The 17,497-nt window shown below is 48.7% G+C and carries 16 protein-coding genes; 10 read left to right on the top strand and 6 right to left on the bottom strand.

The features are described 5' to 3' along the window. Positions 1-67 precede the first annotated feature (67 nt). Positions 68-1,210, bottom strand: a complete 1,143-nt coding sequence (locus SY83_RS01945) for a zinc-dependent alcohol dehydrogenase (RefSeq protein ID WP_068603758.1) — start codon at positions 1,208-1,210, stop codon at positions 68-70. Positions 1,211-1,473: 263 nt separating this feature from the next. On the opposite strand from SY83_RS01945, the gene SY83_RS01940 reads away from it, so the two are divergent. After that, positions 1,474-2,133, top strand: a complete 660-nt coding sequence (locus SY83_RS01940) for a spore coat protein (protein ID WP_197480026.1) — start codon at positions 1,474-1,476, stop codon at positions 2,131-2,133. 67 nt (positions 2,134-2,200) lie between these two features. After that, positions 2,201-3,538 carry an amino acid permease gene (locus tag SY83_RS01935; RefSeq protein ID WP_068603755.1) on the top strand — a complete coding sequence of 446 codons (1,338 nt, stop codon included), beginning with the start codon at positions 2,201-2,203 and terminating at the stop codon, positions 3,536-3,538. A 6-nt stretch (positions 3,539-3,544) separates the two neighbouring features. Here the strand turns inward: SY83_RS01935 and SY83_RS01930 are convergent, their stop codons facing one another. From SY83_RS01930 to SY83_RS01920, 3 genes are all read right to left on the bottom strand, one after another. Continuing rightward, positions 3,545-4,318 carry a YqcI/YcgG family protein gene (locus SY83_RS01930; RefSeq protein WP_068603753.1) on the bottom strand — a complete coding sequence of 258 codons (774 nt, stop codon included), beginning with the start codon at positions 4,316-4,318 and terminating at the stop codon, positions 3,545-3,547. 72 nt (positions 4,319-4,390) lie between these two features. After that, positions 4,391-5,017, bottom strand: a complete 627-nt coding sequence (locus tag SY83_RS01925) for a LysE family translocator (protein WP_068603751.1) — start codon at positions 5,015-5,017, stop codon at positions 4,391-4,393. A 75-nt stretch (positions 5,018-5,092) separates the two neighbouring features. Beyond that, positions 5,093-5,683 carry a DUF1989 domain-containing protein gene (locus SY83_RS01920; RefSeq protein ID WP_068603749.1) on the bottom strand — a complete coding sequence of 197 codons (591 nt, stop codon included), beginning with the start codon at positions 5,681-5,683 and terminating at the stop codon, positions 5,093-5,095. Positions 5,684-5,816: 133 nt separating this feature from the next. Between SY83_RS01920 and SY83_RS01915 the strand changes: the two genes are divergently transcribed. From SY83_RS01915 to speD, 3 genes are all read left to right on the top strand, one after another. Further along, positions 5,817-6,533 carry a lysophospholipid acyltransferase family protein gene (locus SY83_RS01915; protein ID WP_068603747.1) on the top strand — a complete coding sequence of 239 codons (717 nt, stop codon included), beginning with the start codon at positions 5,817-5,819 and terminating at the stop codon, positions 6,531-6,533. Positions 6,534-6,595: 62 nt separating this feature from the next. Then, entirely contained in the window at positions 6,596-7,360 is a 765-nt protein-coding gene (locus tag SY83_RS01910; protein ID WP_068603745.1) for a MerR family transcriptional regulator, read from the top strand. Between the two features lie 167 nt (positions 7,361-7,527). Continuing rightward, positions 7,528-8,349, top strand: a complete 822-nt coding sequence (gene speD / locus SY83_RS01905; RefSeq protein ID WP_068603743.1) for an adenosylmethionine decarboxylase — start codon at positions 7,528-7,530, stop codon at positions 8,347-8,349. An 81-nt stretch (positions 8,350-8,430) separates the two neighbouring features. Here the strand turns inward: speD and SY83_RS01900 are convergent, their stop codons facing one another. Next, positions 8,431-9,264: a hypothetical protein gene (locus SY83_RS01900; RefSeq protein WP_068603741.1), complete on the bottom strand. Its 834-nt coding sequence runs from the start codon at positions 9,262-9,264 to the stop codon at positions 8,431-8,433. 314 nt (positions 9,265-9,578) lie between these two features. On the opposite strand from SY83_RS01900, the gene SY83_RS01895 reads away from it, so the two are divergent. Genes SY83_RS01895 through SY83_RS01885 form a run of 3 tightly spaced genes read left to right on the top strand, consistent with a single transcriptional unit; the run spans position 9,579 to position 12,415 of the window. Further along, positions 9,579-10,640: a Delta(5) desaturase DesA gene (locus SY83_RS01895; protein ID WP_068603739.1), complete on the top strand. Its 1,062-nt coding sequence runs from the start codon at positions 9,579-9,581 to the stop codon at positions 10,638-10,640. Positions 10,641-10,682: 42 nt separating this feature from the next. Next, entirely contained in the window at positions 10,683-11,819 is a 1,137-nt protein-coding gene (locus SY83_RS01890; protein ID WP_068603737.1) for a sensor histidine kinase, read from the top strand. Continuing rightward, complete coding sequence (locus SY83_RS01885; protein ID WP_068603736.1) at positions 11,816-12,415, top strand: response regulator transcription factor; 600 nt, start codon at positions 11,816-11,818, stop codon at positions 12,413-12,415. The genes SY83_RS01890 and SY83_RS01885 overlap by 4 nt, the downstream gene beginning before the upstream one ends. A gap of 1,215 nt (positions 12,416-13,630) precedes the next feature. On the opposite strand, the gene SY83_RS01880 is transcribed toward SY83_RS01885, so the two are convergent. Next, positions 13,631-14,281, bottom strand: a complete 651-nt coding sequence (locus SY83_RS01880; protein ID WP_068603734.1) for a transcriptional regulator — start codon at positions 14,279-14,281, stop codon at positions 13,631-13,633. Between the two features lie 367 nt (positions 14,282-14,648). On the opposite strand from SY83_RS01880, the gene SY83_RS01875 reads away from it, so the two are divergent. Beyond that, positions 14,649-16,277, top strand: coding sequence for a phospholipase D-like domain-containing protein (locus SY83_RS01875; protein ID WP_082882253.1), 1,629 nt, complete (start codon positions 14,649-14,651; stop codon positions 16,275-16,277). Between the two features lie 40 nt (positions 16,278-16,317). Next, complete coding sequence (locus SY83_RS01870; protein ID WP_068603733.1) at positions 16,318-17,472, top strand: serine hydrolase domain-containing protein; 1,155 nt, start codon at positions 16,318-16,320, stop codon at positions 17,470-17,472. The last annotated feature ends 25 nt before the right edge of the window (positions 17,473-17,497 follow it).

The raw sequence follows: 17,497 nt of genomic DNA, 5'->3' as shown, positions 1-17,497 counted from the left end.
GGAACGACCTGGCTGGTGTCCGTATTACCTAGAAATTGCATGGCGTCCGCACCAGATGTGTCCATCCCTAAGGCTTCAATACTACTTTAATCGACTCATCCTCGTGTTCATAGAACATCTTGTAAGCATCACTAGCCCGTTCCAGCGGCACTTTGTGCGTAATGATTTCCCGCGGGTCGAATTCGCCTGCCGTGATTTTCCGGAACAGCTCGGGCATGTAGTGAATGACGGGGGCTTGTCCCATCTTGAGCGTGATATTTCGTTCAAAGATAGTACCCAGCGGGAACATATTGTAGTTGGCACCGTACACGCCGGTCAGTTGAATCGTTCCGAACTTCTTCACCGCATTGATGCCGATTTCGAAGGCGCTCAACGTCCCGCCTTGCAGCTTCAGCTTCTGCTCAATCTTCTCCACGACGGTCTTCTTGCCGTCCATGCCGACGCAGTCAATGACCACATCGGTTCCGCCTTGTGTAATCTCCTTAATGTGTCCGCCCATATTATCGTACTCGTCAAAGTTGAAAATCTCCGAGTCATTCATCGTCTTTGCCTTATTCAACCGATACGGCAAGTTATCGATCGCAATAACCCGCTTCGCGCCTTTCATCCACGCGAATTTTTGCGCCATCAGACCAACCGGCCCGCAACCCAGTACAGTCACCGTATCTCCGGGCTTCATGCCGGAATTTTCCACGCTCCAATAAGCAGTCGGCAGCACGTCGGAGAGGAACAGCAGCGCCTCGTCTTCCAGTTCGCAGGACTCCGGAATCACGAACGGCACAAAGTTGCCGTAGGGTACGTGCAAGTACTCGGCTTGCCCGCCCGGATAACCGCCGTAACGCTCGGTAAACCCGAAGTAACCGCCTGTATCTATGGCTTCATTGCGGTTGGAATTGTCACACTGACTCTCCATCTCATGATTACAGTAGAAGCAGTGTCCGCAGGCGATGTTAAACGGAAGAACGACGCGATCCCCTTTTTTCACCTTCGTAACCTCAGGTCCGACCTCTTCCACAATCCCCATGGGCTCATGTCCGATAACATAATCCTTTAACGTTGTAGGAAGCGCGCCCTGATAGATATGAAGATCAGAGCCGCATATGGCCGTAGAAGTAATACGAACGATAATGTCGTCTTTCTTCTGAAGCTTTGGATCTTCCACCTCTTTCACCTGGATATCCTTAGCGCCTTGATAAGTTACAGCTTTCATGTAATAACCTCCATACGTGGGATATACATACATACCCCTTAGGTTCAGACATGAACTGAAGAATTATACACGAACGATCGCTGTCCAAAGTTTGTGAATGATCCAAAAGCAAATCAAGCATAATATCATAGTCCTATGCGACAAAGTTCAAATATTTGACAGGAGGCATTACAGTGCATCAGCAACGCTACGGAAATCAACCGCAAGGCATACAGCAGCAACATGTGCCGCAAGGCATGCAGCAACATCAACAGCACCAGGCTATGCAACAAGGAATGCAACAACAAGGTCAGACTTACTCATCCCAAAATATACAGCCTCAACTGAATCATGGCGGTCACGAAATGTTTGACCTTCATGAGGTGTTGGCGGGCATGATCAACGTTCTGGATCAATATATGATTTTCCGCACGTTCGTGAAGGATCAGGAACTTCTGGACATTCTGGATCGCCAATATCACTTCATCCTGTCCGAATACGACACAACGGTTGAAAGCTTCTCTACTGGCCGGAAGCCAAGCCGCGAAACGTCAACGTATATGATGAAGGGATCCACGCAAGTTACGTACGGTTTAAAGCCGAGCCAGCCGAAGAAACCGAATCAATCCTTGGCGGATGTGAAGGATGCCGGAATCAGCGGACATATGTTGGGCTTGATCAAGTCCAGCGCATCCCTGCTTACGATGACCGCGGTGGAAGCTACAAATCCGGTGGTCAGACGAGTATTGGCTTCGCAGGTCCAGAACTACATTGAGATGGCTTACGAAATCTTTTTGTACCAAAACAAAAATGCATACTACCAAGTCCCGCAGCTACAGCAGTCGGATATGCAGCAGATGGTGAAAGGCTATGCGGAGCATCAAGGCGAACCAAGCATGCCTTCTTATCAGAACCCGAACCAAAGACCGAACTACATGAACTAAACCATCAGAAATCCCGGGTTTGGCCAAGTGCCGGATCCGGTTTTTCATTTAGAAAGAAGGCGTTCCGGTGAGTCCATCAGCAGATGAGCATAAGCATGAACCGAAGCAAGGGAAGTTAAGCTGGCTGCAGTTTACGCTCTTTGGCGTGGGCTGCACGATGGGGACGGCTTTTTTTCTTGGGTCCAGTATTGCCATTGAGAAAAGCGGTATCTACGTTCTATTGACCTTTCTGCTCGTTGTAATCATCACCTATTTCATTTATGCCGCGCTGGCGGAATTAACGGCAGAACATCCCGAGAAAGGCTCGTTTCGTACCTATGCCAAAAAAGCCTTCGGGCGTTGGGCGGGCTTCAGTACCGGCTGGTTGTACTGGGCTTCCGAGATGTTGATCTTAGGAGCGTCGCTGACGGCTTTGGGTCTCTTCTCCCAATTCTGGTTTCCTTCCGTTCCGCTGTGGGTTTACGCAGGATTTTACGCGTTGCTCGCCCTAATCGTTGTCATTATAGGATCCAGAGGGATTAATAAAGCGGAAGATTTTTTTGCGATTATCAAAATAGCCGCTGTACTCATGTTCATCACCATCGTCGTCATTGCTCTGTTCAGAAACCCGAAACAAATGGATCTCTCCGGGCAACGGATGGACGAATGGCTCAGCCCTGGCTGGAAGGGAGCGTGGAAGGGACTTCTGTACGCTTTTTATGCGTTTAGCGGCATTGAAGTCATGGGCTTTATGGCGATGAACCTGCGACATCCGAAGGAAGCGCTGAAAGCGGGCAGAGTCATGCTGTTGGCTGTGGGCTTGCTATACATCGTGTCGATCGGTTTGGCTTTAGTGTACATCTCGCCTAAGGACGTAACCCCGGACAAGAGTCCCCTGACTTTAGCTTTGGAGGTCACGGGAACTCCCTTTTTCGTACATTTGCTAAACGGGGTATTCATTATTGCCGGCTTTTCAATCCTTGTAGCTTCCCTTTATGCGGTGTCAACGATGCTGGTCACGCTTTCCCAGGACGGGGACGCGCCGGCTAAACTAGCTGACACCGTGGGTAAACGAAAGCTGCCTTTATATGCATTGGGTGTAAATACGCTAGGTTTACTCGTTTCGATTGCTATGGCTTTATGGATGCCTAAGAGCATATTCGAGCACATTGTAACCGCGGGAGGGCTGGTACTCCTGTACAATTGGCTCATCATTGCGGCGTCGTATCTGAAGTTGGGCAAACCGTCCGTCTGGGGGCGACTTCGCACTTGGATCGCTATAGGGTTCATCCTCTTCGCGGTGTCCGGGACCTTGATGGAGCCAAGCAGCCGTCCCGGATTTTGGGCAAGTCTAGGCATCCTGCTCATCGTTGCGGTCATCACTTTAGGGATGAAGCATCATTGGGCTGCAAAGGAATCAAGCTGATTCTATTCACTTGTGGAAGGACAAGCCTAGCGATTTTAGTTTATTTTTCATCGCCGTGTAAGGGCATTTGGAAGGTGAAGTTTCGTCGTCCCGCAGGAAATATTGCTTCCATTCCTGATTATCCTCCTGGCCATACCACTTGAGCGCGGGATGAACAGGTATGCCGTCGTAGGCTTGGAGCTTGCTGCGGATCACTTTTTTCATATTGCGGCCAAAAGGGGTGGAGTCGTTAATATGTTCAAAAACCCACCGGGGTTGGAACGCCATCATGAAGTAGGAGAAACTGCGGCTCTTGCGAATGATGTGGGCGGGCGTGGCGCAGAAACTGAAATAGGGATGACCGTCATAACAGAACTCCCAAGTCGGGTCGGACGGATCTTTAGAGATATGCTCAGGCCAAGGCTTGGTATCCAGCTGGGTCAAGCGATTCAGGAACGACCAGAATAACTCTTCATATTGTTCAACCGTGGAGTCAGCGCGCAACTCGTAAGGGGTGTCGAAGAAAATGACTAGGGAAGCGTACTTGCCGGTTTCACGGGAACATTCACCGTACTGAACCAGCAGCTCGGCAACTTCCTCCGTACTGGACTCGCTACGGGGATCGCCGGCAAAGCCGAAACGCAATTGATCTGTCAGAAATCCCTGCCGGCCCGGCACACACGGATAGCTCTGATCAGGATCTGCAATCATCGCGCCAAATTGAGTAAAGGCGTCTTGTTGCCATAGGGGTCTTTCGGTAAGGTTGGCGTCGAGCCAGCTCTTGGTGTAAAGATTACTCATATGCTGAAATCCTCCTCATCTGTACGAAAGCATACTATGATGAGAAGGGGGTGTAGGTGAATGTCTATGCGTTTAGGACAGGAGCTGCAGTACCGCCTGATAACCGAAATAGAAACCAAAACCGATTAAAGATAATCCGGCCAGCCCGGAAATGATTTGCAGCACTTTGCGGTTTCCCATACGGTGAAAGGTGGAAGCGAGAGAGGCCATGATGAAATCCCAGAGCAGAATTCCGGCGAAGATCCCCAAGCTGTTCCAAAGCATTTGTTCCGAGGAATGGTTCTTGATGCTGTCCGCCAGGATGGAGCCGTAAATCCCCAGCCAGAACAGAATGTTCAGTGGATTCAGCATAGCCATCACGAAACCGGTACGGAACGAGCTTATACCGGTCTGGGTTTCACGGGAGTCGGCTTCCGGGGTGTTCTTCATATTTTTTAACGTTTCAATGCCTGTATAAATGAGAATAAAACAACCGAACATCCAAAGAAAGGTTTTCATAAAAGGGGTACTTAGGAAATGAGCCACACCGAAGTAAATTAACAGCATGTACAAGACATCGGCGAACATGGCCCCGAGTCCGATTAACCAGGCATGGGTGAAGCCGTATCGGGCTCCTTTATCCAATTGAGCGGCGTTAATCGGACCAATGGGAGCCGACAGGGATAAACCTAGGAACATATAAGTAAAGAACGCGTTCAATGACATCACTCCTTGAATTGAGTCGCTGTACAAGTCATAGACATTGTATTCAAGGGATGTCCGGCTTAGAAGGGCTTAGTGTACCAGTTCAACGCCAATAGGCGTACATTTGTAGCCGTTGCAGGCACTTTCCGATGTGGGACAAGCCGAAATTGCCACAATTAAATCGGCTTCGGCGCGAAGTTCGATATAGTCGCCTGGTTTGGATAAGGGTCTTTCGATCTTGATTTGTCCGTCGGCGTCGATGGTCGTATTCATAAACAGATTAAAAGGGTAGTGTTGGTCGGGAACAGGAGTCTGATAGGGCGCAAGCGCGTCCTTCAAATTCTGATAGCAGCTCCTGTGATTGGGTTTGTCATACAGAAGTACATACATTTCCTGGCGGCAGGCCGGATTGATAAAGTCATGTCTGCCGACGGTATCCGCGATGACCGTCAGCAAAGGCTTGTATTTGTTCGAGTACAGGATGTCTCCCGCATTTACTTTCATGGCGTGCAGTGCGTCCATCGTCACTCCGGGGTCCAGACGTTCGGAGAAATCATCTGCGCGATAGGCCACGAAATCGGCAACCTGTTCCCCTTCGATGTCGGTTACACGCACAATCTGACCTTGCTTCATGCGGAAACCGAGCCCTTCCGTTGCGGGAATAATCCATGGTGGGTTCATGAATGGATGTGACCTCCAGTAGTTTAAGATCTTTCTAGTATGGCTTGCCGGGAAGGTTGGCATTCTTAGAAATGATTCGTATTTTGGGAGGAGACTAGGTATAATGGTATAGGTTTTTGAGAGGGGATACAGCATGAGAACGATCGTGTGGTTTATTTATTTCTGGATATATTTAATTGCATTAATGCCGTCGCTTTGGAAGGCGAATCGGCTGGAGCGTGAAGGGAAGTTGGAAGAACGAGATGCGTTAACAGCCGCGGTTGTGCGCCGCTGGGCGCGATCCTTGTTGCGTGTGGCCAGTGTGAAGGTCACGCTGAAAGGCGCCGAACATCTGCCGAAGGAAGCCGCTGTGCTGGTGTCCAATCATCAGGGGAACTTCGATGTTCCCATCTTGCTCGGATATGTCGGCACCCCCGGCGCCTTGATGGCCAAGAAGGAATTATTGCGAATGCCCATCATCAGCACATGGATGCATCATTTGCGTTGTATCTTTGTGGACCGGGAGAATGTGCGACAAGCCATGAAGAGCTTGCAGCAAGCCGCGGAATTGGTGTCCGGAGGGCATTCCATCATTATATTTCCCGAAGGGACCCGCAGTAAAGGCGATGCAATCGGAGAATTTAAGGGGGGCGGCTTCAAGATCGCCACGAAAGCCGGCGCGCCCATCGTACCAATCCGGATCAACGGTTCTTACAAGGTGATGGAAGCTAACACTTTCGGATTCCTCATTCGTCCGGCAGAAGTGGAGGTCACGATTCTGCCGCCGGTTGAAACTTCCACGCTTACGAAGGAAGAGGCCAATGCTTTGCCGGAGCGGGTACGCGATATGATTGAACATACAATTATATAAAGTTTCCTGTTGACCTTGACGCTACGTCAAGGTGTAAAGTGGATTTATCAGGAGGCGAGACCATGGAATACACCGTGCAAAAGCTGGGCTTGTTAGCTGGAATCAGCACCCGAACCCTCAGGTATTATGATGAAGTCGGCATTCTGAAGCCGGCGCGGATCAACTCATCCGGGTACCGAATCTACGGTGCGGCCGAAGTCGACCGGCTGCAGCAGATTCTGTTCTATCGCGAACTGGGGATCAGCCTTGACCAGATCCATGAGATCGTTTCGGCCCCCATGTATAACGGAGCCCAGGCACTGGTCGAACACCGTGAGAAGCTTCTTGAGAAACGCATGCAGTTGGATCAACTGATCGCTAACGTTGAGAAAACCATTGCATCCACGGAAGGGAGAATAACGATGACGGATAAAGAAAAGTTTGAAGGCTTCAAGCAGAATCTTATTGATGACAATGAACGTAAATACGGTAAAGAAGTTCGCGAGAAGTACGGGGACGACATCGTGAATAAATCCAATCATAAAGTAAAGAACATGTCACAGGAAGATCATGACGCCGTGACTGCCCTTGGGGAAGAAATTCACACGAAGCTGGCCGAAGCCTATAGGTCGGGTGACCCGTCCGGCGAACTCGCGCAGGAAGTCGCCAAGCTTCATCGGAAATGGCTGATGTTCTACTGGCCCGAGTACAGCGCTGAAGCGCATGCCGGTTTAGCGCAGATGTACGTCGAGGATGAGAGGTTCACAGCCTATTATGACAAGGAACAACCAGGCACAGCGGTGTTTCTCCGGGACGCCGTTCACATTTACACAAACATAAATTCATAATTGCTGAAGAAGGGTTATACTAAGGTCATCAGGACCGAGTATAGCCTTTTTTTTGTCATTATAGGGGAGCGAATATCAGTTTCTCGAATGCAAAGTGGTATGTTATCGAATAGCGGGGTAATAAATAAAGAGATTTATTATACTTGGTTATCGCAAAGGAGAACATTATGAGTCTTACACAAGAGCAACGGATTACATTGCACGGCTTTAATAATTTAACCAAATCGTTATCCTTTAATATGTATGACATCTGTTATACCCGAACCAAAGAAGAGCGCGAAACCTATCTGGCGTACATCGATGAACAGTATAATGCCGATCGTTTAACCAAGATTCTTAAAGCGGTGGCGGATATTATAGGCGCGCATGTGCTTAATGTGGCCAAGCAGGATTACGAGCCGCAGGGAGCGAGCGTAACGATGCTTGTATCCGAGGGGCCGTTGGAAGAGGCGCCGGATGCTTCCTTCGAGGAATCGCCGGGACCTTATCCGGACCATGTGCTCATGCATCTGGACAAAAGTCACATCACCGTACACACCTACCCCGAGTACCATCCCGATGAAGGGATTTCCACATTCCGGGCGGATATCGACGTTTCCACATGCGGCGAAATTTCACCGCTGAAGGCGTTGAATTATCTCATTCATTCCTTCGATACGGATATTATGACGATTGATTACAGAGTGCGGGGCTTTACCCGGGATACGAGCGGTCATAAACTGTTCATTGATCATGAGATCAGTTCGATTCAGAACTATATACCGGACGATGTGAAAGATCTGTTCCATATGATTGATGTTAACGTGTACCAAGAAAATATATTCCACACCAAGTGTAAGCTGCGCGACTTCGATCTGAACAATTACCTGTTTGGCTATACGAAGGATCAGCTGTCACCTGAGGAGCAGAAGGATATTACGGAGAGCGTGCAATGGGAGATGGACGAAATTTTCTATGGCAAAAACATCTATCCCGGCTCCATCGAATAAACAAATAAGTACCCTGGGAGAACCTCATCCGGAGGTTCTTCTTTGTGTCGTACTCTATTGTTCCTGTGCGCCCTGTCCGACCTATTGGCTGTGTCGGGATAGTTGGACTTGAGCATTGCTAATGATGGTGCCGATCTTCTGCTCAAGCGTATACATTCTTTGTTGCTTCTCTACGACGATCCGAACATAGTCGGTTAGCGTTCGGAGGGCGTGCAGCGCAGCCGCGGAGTCTCCGGCCTTCGCGGTTTTCCCCAAATATTTCATCTGCGGTGAAAAAAGCTTCAGTGTGCTGCTGACCACACTCTTATCCATCTTCAGTTGTGCATATGTGACAGTTGTTTCGTCTGCCATCGCGCGAAGGTCTTTAATCTTCTTGTAGGCGGAAGCTTTGGCTTCTTTAAGGAACGTTTCCTTATTCTTCACATCTTGCCGGGTCAGCAGAATGGCGGGCTTAATTCGAAGAATATTGTCTTCCAGCTGCGAGACCAGCGCTTTATTCTTCGTTAATTTAGCCTGCTTCAGCTGCTTATAGAGTGATTCCGACAAAGCGTATAAGGGCTTGCTTCGCTCCTTCGTATCGGTTAATTCGGCTTGCATGGCGGCCAGCTTCATGGCGTCAATCTGACGTATTTGTTTGCGGAGAAGGATTAAAGCTTCTTCGTTCGTCTTATGGTGATGAGCAATCAGACGGCCCAGCTCGATTTCCTGTTGCCTGAACATGCTGTACTCGGCATGCGCCGACTTTAACTTCTCTGCGTTGACTGCCTCGCCCGCATTCATTAATTTGTTTAGATTTGCGGCTGTACTCTCCGGAAGATCCATTGCCGCGGCGTTGGCCACGGAGCTATAAAGCGGATTCCCAAGCAGGGCAAGGATCAACAGCGTCAACCCGATGGTTTTGTGGAACATGGACATGAAACATCAACCTCCATTCGTGATATAAGACTCCAACAGAAAAAGCACCCGTAAACAAGGCATAGACCGCCTCGTCTTACGGGTGCTTCCGTCGTAAGTCGTTCAACTTTTTACCAATATAATGCAGAATCAAGGGGAAGTCAAGAATTAATCTATCATATCGGGATGATTGTCTATATGACATTTGTCATCTCTTTGTACTGACGTTTATGACTGCCGGATAATCGGGGTATTTTATATAATGGAAGTATATGATAACGCGTATTGTTGCTAAGCCTGCACTTGCACGCGTCAGATCAAGGAGGAAACATCCGATGAATCAACAACAGGAAAGTATATCTCACCTAAAGAAGAATGTAGCGCCTTTTGAAAAAACCGATATGAAATCCAGCATCCGTCAGCTTGTGAATACCTTGGTGCCTTTGGTGCTGTTATGGTACACGGCTTACCTGACACTATCCGTATCCTACTGGATTACGCTGCCGATCGCCTTGGTTGCTTCGGGCTTTGTCGTTCGCACGTTTATTCTGTTTCATGACTGCTGTCACCAATCGTTCTTTAAAAGCCGTTTGGCGAATGATATACTTGGAACCATCATGGGTGTGCTGACACTTGTGCCTTATCAACAATGGAAACATACACACTCTGTGCATCACGCAACGAGCAGCAACTTGGATAAGCGCGGTGTAGGCGACATGTGGGTTCTAACCGTTGATGAATACAAGTCCTCTTCGTTCACAAGACGGTTGGCTTACCGTATCTATCGTAATCCGGCCGTCATGTTCGGCATCGGACCGATCTTTGTGTTTCTGTTCCAATATCGTTTCAACCGTAAAGGGGCCCGCCGCAAGGAAATAATTAACACCTACGTTACGAATGTATCGTTGGTCGCGTTGTATTCTCTGTTGATCTGGGCGATTGGCTGGCAGTCTTTCCTGCTGATTCAGGGTCCGATCTTCTTCTTCTCCGGCATGCTGGGCATTTGGCTATTCTATGTGCAGCATCAGTTTGAGGATTCCTACTTCGAGAATGAAGAAGAATGGAGCTATGTGAAAGCGGCTGTAGACGGAAGCTCTTATTATAAATTGCCTAAGGTGTTGCAGTGGATTACAGGTAATATCGGTTTCCACCACGTTCACCATTTAAGCCCTAAAGTACCTAACTATAACCTGGAGAAGGCGCATAACGCTGTACCTCCGCTTCATAAAGCAACAACTATTACATTGTCGACGAGCTTGAAGTCGCTTCGTTTCCGCCTTTGGGATGAAGAGAACAAGACATTTATCGGCTACAGGGAATTGAAACGCGGGGCAACCCAGCAACAAGGCCTCATGTCCGCCATGAAACCCAAAAAACCAGGTCTGCAGGGAGAATAGCCTTAAAGCTGCTGAGACGCAAGGTGCAAGAAGGAGACGACCATGCAGAAGTGGTACCAGATTTTTCACAGAAATACAGGTCTTAGCCCATATGTTTGGGTCGTCTTCTATATTCTTCCCTTCTACTTTATCTTCCGCTCTTCTTCCATGTATCAGGTCGGGATCGGCATTGCCATGATCATCGCATTCTTTATCTGTTATGTGCTGTCCTTTGTTTCCCGGGGCTGGCTGGTCTATTTCTGGACGAGTTTACAGATTATGATTTCCATCGCGATGACCCTGCTGTTCGGCTATGTGTATTTCTCGTTGTTCTTGGCATTCTTCATCGGGAATTTACAGCACCGGGTCGGATTTCTTATTCTGTACACCATCCATCTGATTTCTACTGTCGTCACCATCAACTATGGTTTTGTTTCACTGAATCCGGTGTTTATTACCCAGCTTCCGTTCGTTCTGGTCAGCCTCATTGCCGTCATTCTGATGCCGGTGAGCACCTATAACAAGAATAAGCGCGACAAGCTTCAAGGGCAGCTCGAGGATGCGAATAAGCGGATTTCGGATCTGGTCAAGATGGAGGAGCGTCAGCGGATTGCGCGGGATTTACATGATACACTGGGCCAAAAGCTTTCATTAATCGGGCTCAAGAGCGATCTCGCCGGTAAACTGATCACCATTAATCCTGAACAAGCCCAAGCTGAAATTCGTGATGTGCGCCAAACGGCCAGAACCGCATTGAAGGAAGTTCGGGAATTAGTTACCCAGATGCGGGGAACACGGCTAGAGGATGAAATCTTCCGGATTCAACAAATGTTGAAGGCGGCGGATATCGAGTTGCGTGTTGAAGGGGATCCTAAGTTGAATAACACGTCCTTAATTTCTGAGAATGTGCTTAGTATGTGCCTGAAAGAAGCGATTACCAACATCGTGAAACACAGCTCCGCAACGGTATGCGAGATTACCATTGAACCGACGCGGACGGATTTAGTCCTGACGGTTTCGGATAACGGCGTAGGGCTGGCAGGAGCTTCGGTCTATGTTCGCGGCAACGGGCTGCGAGGCATGAAGGAACGGCTGGAGTTCGTAAACGGCACGCTCGAACTGAACTCTGATGAAGGAACATCGGTGGTGATTAAAGTGCCCAACGTCTTCAAACAACCGGAAACGGAGGCGGAAGTATGATTCGAATCGTCTTAGCGGAAGATCAGCGAATGTTGCTTGGCGCCTTGTCTTCTTTGCTGGATTTGGAGGAAGATATGACCGTGATCGGCCGTGCAAGTAACGGTGAGGAAGCCATACAACTGGTACGCCAACTTCAGCCGGATGTTGTAATTATGGATATCGAGATGCCCGTCAAGAGCGGTCTGGATGCGGCTGAAGAGTTGAAAGGCACCGGTGTGAAGGTGATGATCCTGACGACTTTCGCCCGATCGGGATACTTTGAGCGGGCCATGAAGGCGGGAGCGAACGGATACCTGCTGAAAGACAGCCCGAGTGAAGAGCTGGCCGAATCCATACGCAGCATCATGGCCGGACGCCGCATATACGCATCCGAGCTTGTGGACAGCGCGTATGGACAGGAGAATCCGCTAACCGAGCGGGAGAAAGAAGTGCTGACCCTCATCGCCGACGGCAAGAACACCAAAGAAATCGCGAATGAGTTGTTTCTTACCACAGGCACGGTGCGTAATTACATATCCGTCATTCTGGATAAGCTTGGGGTAAGTAACCGAATCGAAGCCATCATGCAGTTTAAGGAAAAAGGCTGGTTTAAATAGCCGCTCATCTCGGATGGGCGGTTTTCTTGCGTCCACTGAAGCTGCAACAGTAACGCTATTGGCTTGTAATGAACACTTGCTGGATTCTAAGGAACCTCAGTGATGCTAATGGATGAAAATGAACACATTCCAGAATCTAAGGAACTCCAGTAACGCTATTTGCTGAAAATGAACACATTCCAGAATCTAAGGAACTCCAGTAACGCTAAAGTGTCTAAAGAGATGATTACTGGGTGACATTTGGAGAAATAGCGTGTCTGAGGTTCGTTAGCGTAGGAAAGTGGCCAAAATCGGCTTAATAAGGTCACTGGAGTTCGTTAGAAAAATAAGAGTAACTGTACTCAGCAAATTAGCATCCCAGCACCCAAGCACGAAGGTACATAGCACATATCACCCAAGCACCTAAACAACATAAACATGCAAGCGCATAAGCAACCGAGTCCGAATGATGGCTCTTGATTCTCTAAGGAACTCCAGCAACGCTAATAGATGAAAATGAACACATTCTAGATTCTAAGGAACTCCAGTGACGCTAAAGTGTTTAAAGAGATGATTACGGGGATGCATTTGATGAAATAGCGTGTCTGGAGTTCGTTAGCGTGGAAAAGTGGCCAGAATCGGCTTAATAAGGTTACTGGAGTTCGTTAGAAAATGAGAGTAACTGTACTCAGCAAATTAGCATCCCAGCACCCAAGCACGAAGGTGCATAGCACATAACACCCAAGCACCTAAACAACATAAACATGCGAGCGCATAAGCAATCGAGTCCGAATGATGGCACACTAGTAGAAATGTTCTAACTCTTGAATCTCTAAGGAACCCCAGTGACGCTAATGGATGAAAATGAACACATTCTAGATTCTAAGGAACTCCAGTGACGCTAAAGTGTCAAAAGAGATGATTCCGAGGGTGCATTTGATGAAATAGCGTGTCTGGAGTTCGTTAGCGTGGGAAAGTGGCCAAAATTGGCTCAATAAGGTCACTGGAGTTCGTTAGAGAATGGAGAGTACATTAATTTAGTACCAAGCACCTAAGCTTTTTGCACAAAGTATCAATTGCCCCAGCACCCAGCACCCAGCACCCAACACCCAGCACCCAGCACCCAACACCCAGCACCCCAGCCCCGACACCCAGCCCCAGCACACCAACCCAGCACCCCAGCCCTCAGCCCCCAGCACCACAGCATAAGCACAAAGAGCCTATTTTGTTGTAAAATCAATAAATCAGTTGATATGTACGATACCGAACCGTTCCGCTTGCTACTTTAAGAATTTTTAATTCCACAAGCTTGGATAATAAACGTCGGCTGTGCTGCTTGGTAATACGCAAATGTGCACATAGTTCATCCGGAGTGAAAGGGCGCAGGAGACGGCGGGCCAACCGAACCGTTTCGGCTTCCAGCCAATCTAATGAAGCATGGACGTCCACAGCCAGAAATTTGCCTATAAACGACAAAACGATTTGCTGACAATGTTTAGGTTCGTCCATGATGGCAGGGTAAGCAACAGGCAAGAAAGTCCAATCATCCAAACCCAAATATCCTTGGCGGTAGCACAGATCTTTAAATCTGCGAACATCCAAATCCCTGGCGTGCGAGGCAAACCCATGAACTTCAATGGCCCCTTTACGGCCCCCGGGAAGGTAGGCAAAGTCAATATAACGATACCCGTTTCCAAAGTCACGCACCTCCCATTCCGGCTGCAAATGATCAAAATGACCAACAATCGGAAACCAAATTTGTCTTAAAAACTCTACACTTCCATGACCTAAACCTTTCAACAATAATTCTCGCCTTCTGGGATTCACTTCTGCGGAAACCAATGCCTCCATCCACAAAGTAAATTGTTGTTCAAAATCAAATCGCATTTATAAACACACCCTTTAGCGTAATTTCCAGAAAAAACAAACGCCACACCGCAGACCGATCCGGATGAATACTCCCAGATCTGTCTATGATGTGGCGTGTGCTTCACGACCTAATGTTCCATAGTATAGCTCGACCCGTGCTCTTTAGCAATAAATGTTCGCGTGCCGACAGATACAATGAGCGTACCTTAATACCTACATATTAAATTATTAATGCGTTGAATATTCCTAATACTCCAGCATAAAGAGCATACTAACCCAGACTGGAAAAACACGGATCAAATGGAAACATTAAATCTTTAGATAAGAACAGCCTAATTGGTTTATATAAGTATAGCGACAAGTACGGATAAGGAGATGGCACGAGATGGAGACGAATCGATCAGGAACGAGTACAGAGAACGGCGCGATCGCAGTATCTGACTGGAGCGAAGAGTTGCAACAAGGGATGCTCGATTTTATGAACTACTATGTATCCAACGGCGCCTTGGAGAACGTGCTGGAGGAGGCGCAACCTGCCGTAGCCTATGCGGACGCTAACATGGACAAGTCCGGAGCAGCCCAATACAGACAGCATATCGGGGGTGTGTTTACATCGGTCAAGCAGTTGGCGGATATGCCGCAACAACCTACCGAATTCCTCCACCAACTAGCATACCTTGTGAACCAAATCGATCTAGCAAAACTAAATGCACTGGCCCCCAAAACGACAACGCATAACCGGGTGGATGCTTACGTGAACGGTGTGGACTGCCTGAAGGTGCTGCTGAGTGAAATCAACAAAGCTGAGCGTTACATCCATCTGTCGGTCATGCTGTTCTTTAACGACCGAGCCGGAAATCAAGTTGTTCAGGCTCTGCTTCAAGCGTTACAGCGCGGCGTTCAGGTTCGTATTATGGCCGATTACGGAATCACGGCGCTCGGCTATGCGAAGAATCTAAGCTTTGGCGACTTTCACAGTTTGTCCGAACAATTAATTGCCGCGGGCGCAAAATTAATCAATACGTTCGATGAACACTACACCGACCGGGATTGGACCGCCAAGCGAAAAGAGCTTGCAGCCGCCGGTGTGCCCGAAAGCCATCTGTTTCTGGAGGACCAAGTGCAAGCGGCGATCGTCACCGGTCTTAACGTGGTGAACCACAGAAAATTTCTTGTAATTGACGGTGTAACATCGATTCTCGGCAGCATCAATATCGGGGATCAGTATCTGTACGAAACGCCGCTTCATACGCCGATTACAGCAGAAGTGGACCATCACCCATTAGGCGTGCCCAGTGAAACAGAGCAATGGCATGACGGTTGTGTACGCATTCAGGGAGCGTTGGCGTTGCCGTTGAATGAAATTTTTGCACTCCAGTGGACGGTGTTAGGCGGGGATGTGTTCGATCCTAAGGATTCGTTCTATGCGCCCGAGACGGACAGACGGTACGGGGAAGATGAGTGTACGCTGCTGTCCAGTTTTCCTGGAAATCCCGTCAATTTGATTCAACAATACTATCTTTCTTTGATCCAGAATGTGTCCGATGAAACGATCATCGTCAATCCCTATCTGATTGATCAGGCTTTCTGGGAATGTCTGCAGGCGTTGGATGAGGAGCAAGCCAAGTGGATCACCATCTGTAACCCGCTCGAGGTCAATGACCATCCGACGAACAAATCCGCAGTCCGCAGCAATATGTACGGGCCTTTCATGAAAGGTGTGACTTTCTACGACTATAGCCATACGGAGCGCTTCTCCCACTGGAAAATCACTTACGATAAACGCGCGGATTGCTTCTTCCACGGCTCGTACAACATTAATGAACGCAGTGCTTGTCATGATTTTGAGCTGGGGGTATTGGTGAAAAACAAGGAAACGGCGGATAAGGTGAAGACCATGATTGAATACGACCTGAACGTTTCCAGCAAAATAACGGATCCAAACACCTTCTTCCGGCATCCCAACCTGCATCCCAGTACATATATTCACAAGCTGACCAAGAACTTTATGTAAGTGTATAATAGTAGAAACTTACTGAATTGGGGGAAGCGAAATGAGCGCACCGAGCGAGGAAATTAAACGCATCATGGAGGAGCATCATGTCGTGGGGCTGGCCGCGGCGGTGCTGAAGCCCGGGGGAGACGTGTGGACCGGCGGGTACGGCTGGGCGAACCTGGCGAACCGTATACCGGTTACGGAGAAGACCGTTTTCCGTGTTGCCTCCATCTCGAAAACCGTTGTTGCGACGGCCCTAATGCAACAGGTCGAGCAAGGTCGGGCCGCGCTGGATCAGGAAGCGGGAGAGCTTCTGGGCTTCACGGTTCGCAATCCCAAACACCCGGACAAGCCGGTGACACTGAAGCATCTGCTGACCCACACATCGGGATTGCAAGATGAATATGTTCGCTTTGTTATTGACTCACGGACCGAAAATCCGCCTAAGCTACACTTGAGAGAGTTGATTGAACCGGAGGGAGCTTATTATTCCGAGGGGTTGTGGGGGGACGGAGAACCCGGGGACCCTCATTTCTTTGAGTACTCCAACACAGGCGCTATTCTGCTCGCTACCATCATAGAGAAACTGTCGAATGAGAGATTTGATCTCTATTGCCGCAATCATATTTTTGACCCGCTAGGCATGGCAGATTCCAGCTTTAACATTCAGGATATCCCTGATATGGACGCTGTCGCGGTGCTCTACGAATATGTCGAGGATGAGCGCCGTTTTACGGTTGGAACCGATGATTTCGGCGGACACAAACCGAATGCGACGGATTTCAGCGATTACGTACCGGGAACGAACGGCGCGATTTTCAGTCCGCAAGGCGGGCTGCGCACCACGGTAAAGGACTTAAGCCGTTTCATGCGCACGCACGCCGAGGGGGGAGCCTTAGAGGGGACGCGTATTCTCCAACAGGAGACAGCCAAGCTTATGCATAACACTCATTGGTCAGGTAACCGGCATGAAGGGTTCTTTCGTACTATTGGTCTTCAGTTTATGATCACAGAAGATCTGATTCCCGGCAAGCGGCTCATCGGACATTCCGGCGACGCCTATGGTCTCTTAAGCAATATGTATTTCCACCCGGAAGAGCAATGGGGCATTCTTCTTATTATGAACGGTCTTCATCAGAAGAAGGATGCATCCGTATTTTTCAAGGCGGAATCGGAGCTTGCGGGGTTGCTTTACAATACGTTCTTAAAATGATTTACAACATGTTAATGCTATGTTA

The sequence above is a fragment of the Paenibacillus swuensis genome (assembly GCF_001644605.1).
Classification (GTDB): domain Bacteria; phylum Bacillota; class Bacilli; order Paenibacillales; family DY6; genus Paenibacillus_N; species Paenibacillus_N swuensis.
The sequence above is the reverse complement of the archived record's forward strand: the minus strand, read 5'-3'. Positions and strand labels throughout refer to the sequence as shown.